Genomic DNA, 1854 nt, shown 5'->3' with positions numbered 1-1854 from the left:
GTCTTCGCCCCGCACGCGGTGGAGCGGCCGGTCGCCGCAGCCGCACGGGACCGAGGACGCCGCGTCCGGCGGCCAGGACCACGAGTGGAAGGAAGGCGAGCGGTGGAAGGGCCAGGCCGCGCGACGGCGCGCACCCCCGACCCCCATACCCAGGCGGCGCTGGCGGCGGCCATCGCCGAGGCGGTGCGGGACCGGAACGAGCGGGTCCTGCGCCGGCTGCTGGCACGTTTCGCCGAGCAGGCCGCCATCACGGACCTGCCCGCCCTGCGCGAGGCCCTCGACCCCGCCGGGCACCTCGACGAGAAAGGTATAGCGCCGCCAGAGACTTCTTGGTGAGCTGGCACTCAGCTTCTGCCAGCCGGCAAGGCGCCACCTGGAGTAGACGGGCGAAGGGCTCCCTGGTGCGGATGCCGTCGCATGCCGGGAGCTCGCCGCGGCCACCTGCCCCAGGACTGGAATCGCTGGCACGGCCTGGCAGGACCGCGTCCAGTGAACCGCTGAGCACGCTGAATCGATGCAGGCCCCTGCATTCCGGGCGTGCCTGCCGATGCTGCTCCACCACACTGCGAGATGGGGTGGAGCAGCATCGGGCGAGCCCCGGGGGAGTCCGGCCACGCCGACGAGCAGCTGCCCACCCCGGCCTGGCCGGCTCGCCCGGGCGGCGGCTGACGCGTGGGGCGCGCGGCTGGGTCAGTCGCTGCTTTCCAGTGCCGGGAGGTAGGCGGCGGCCTGGCCGGTGGCGGTGGGGTGGAAGGACTGTCCGATGGGCCGGTTCAGTGCGTGCAGCCAGGGGGTGGAGTCGCACAGCTGGTGGCCGGCGAAGCGGTTGGCCACGTCCGCGTACGCGAAGTTCGGGTACTTGGCTGCCGTGGTCCGGATGACGTTGTTCAGCACGTCGGCGCCGTCGTTGAGTGCCGCCCGCTTGGTCGGGCTGATCCCCGGGCAGAGGGGGGTGGCGAGGTCGTAGAAGCGGGGGTATCCGAGGATCACGACGTGGGCGTTGGTCGCGCGGGAGCGGATGGAGCTGTAGACGGTGTCGAGTTTGCCGGGGAGCTGGGAGCGGGCGGTGTCCTCCGCGGTGGCCACGGCCTTGAGGCAGCCGGCGTCGCTGCCGAGCAGGCAGGAGGCCATCACGTCGCGCAGGCCGATGTCGTTGCCGCCGACGGTCATGCTGACCAGGGTGGTGCTGGAGCTGAGCGGTGCGAGTTGGCCGTTCACGACGTCGGCGCTGGTGGCGCCGCCGCAGGCCTGGAAGTCGAAGCCGGCGGGGGAGGTGGCCAGGGCATAGAGGTAGGGGTAGGCGTTGGTGCTCCGGTGGCAATCGTCGAGGTACGTGGTGGATGACCCGCCGCCTGCGGAGTAGGAGTCGCCGAGGGCCACGTAGTTGACGGTGGCAGCGTGGGCGGTGCTGGTGGTGGCGGTGAGTGCGGTGGTCGTCAGGGCCAGGAGCGCGGCCGCGAGGGCGGCGGGGCGGGTCCGGTTCATCGGTTGCCTCCTTGGTGGGGCGGGGCCGGTGTCTGCGGGCTCAGGGGGCGTTGCGGGCGCAGCGGAAGCCGGCGTGGCCGCTGGAGCTGTCGGGGGTGTTGGAGCTGCGGGCGGCGACGCGGTAGCGGTTGCAGTAGGACCTGTGGCACAGGTGGGAGCCGCCGCGGATGACCTTGGCCCCTCCGGTGGCGGGCCCGGTCGGGGCCAGCAGCGGCCGTGCCGTGGGGTGGTCGGTGGTCCACCAGTCCGCGCACCATTCCCAGACGTTGCCGGCCGTGTTGTACAGGCCGAAGCCGTTGGGCTCGAAGGCGTTCACGGGGGCGGTGGCGCGGTAGCCGTCGGTGGCGGTGTTGCGGGTGGGGAAGGTGT

General features: G+C 72.7%; 3 protein-coding genes. 1 reads left to right on the top strand and 2 read right to left on the bottom strand.

Going from position 1 to position 1854, the window contains the following annotated elements; translation table 11 throughout:
- The first annotated feature begins 102 nt into the window (after positions 1 to 102).
- Positions 103 to 336 carry a hypothetical protein gene (locus VR45_RS43050; RefSeq protein ID WP_052709659.1) on the top strand — a complete coding sequence of 78 codons (234 nt, stop codon included), beginning with the start codon at positions 103 to 105 and terminating at the stop codon, positions 334 to 336.
- A 354-nt stretch (positions 337 to 690) separates the two neighbouring features.
- On the opposite strand, the gene VR45_RS36680 is transcribed toward VR45_RS43050, so the two are convergent.
- Both VR45_RS36680 and VR45_RS36675 read right to left on the bottom strand, forming a co-directional pair.
- A complete protein-coding gene (locus tag VR45_RS36680; protein WP_045944263.1) occupies positions 691 to 1485 on the bottom strand; it encodes an SGNH/GDSL hydrolase family protein in 795 nt (264 codons plus the stop codon).
- 40 nt (positions 1486 to 1525) lie between these two features.
- Positions 1526 to 1854, bottom strand: a 329-nt coding sequence (locus VR45_RS36675; protein ID WP_045944262.1) for an SUMF1/EgtB/PvdO family nonheme iron enzyme, incomplete at its 5' end; no start/stop codon positions are given.

This window comes from Streptomyces sp. NRRL S-495 (genome assembly GCF_000966955.1).
Classification (GTDB): Bacteria; Actinomycetota; Actinomycetes; order Streptomycetales; family Streptomycetaceae; genus Kitasatospora; species Kitasatospora purpeofusca.
The sequence above is the reverse complement of the archived record's forward strand: the minus strand, read 5'-3'. Positions and strand labels throughout refer to the sequence as shown.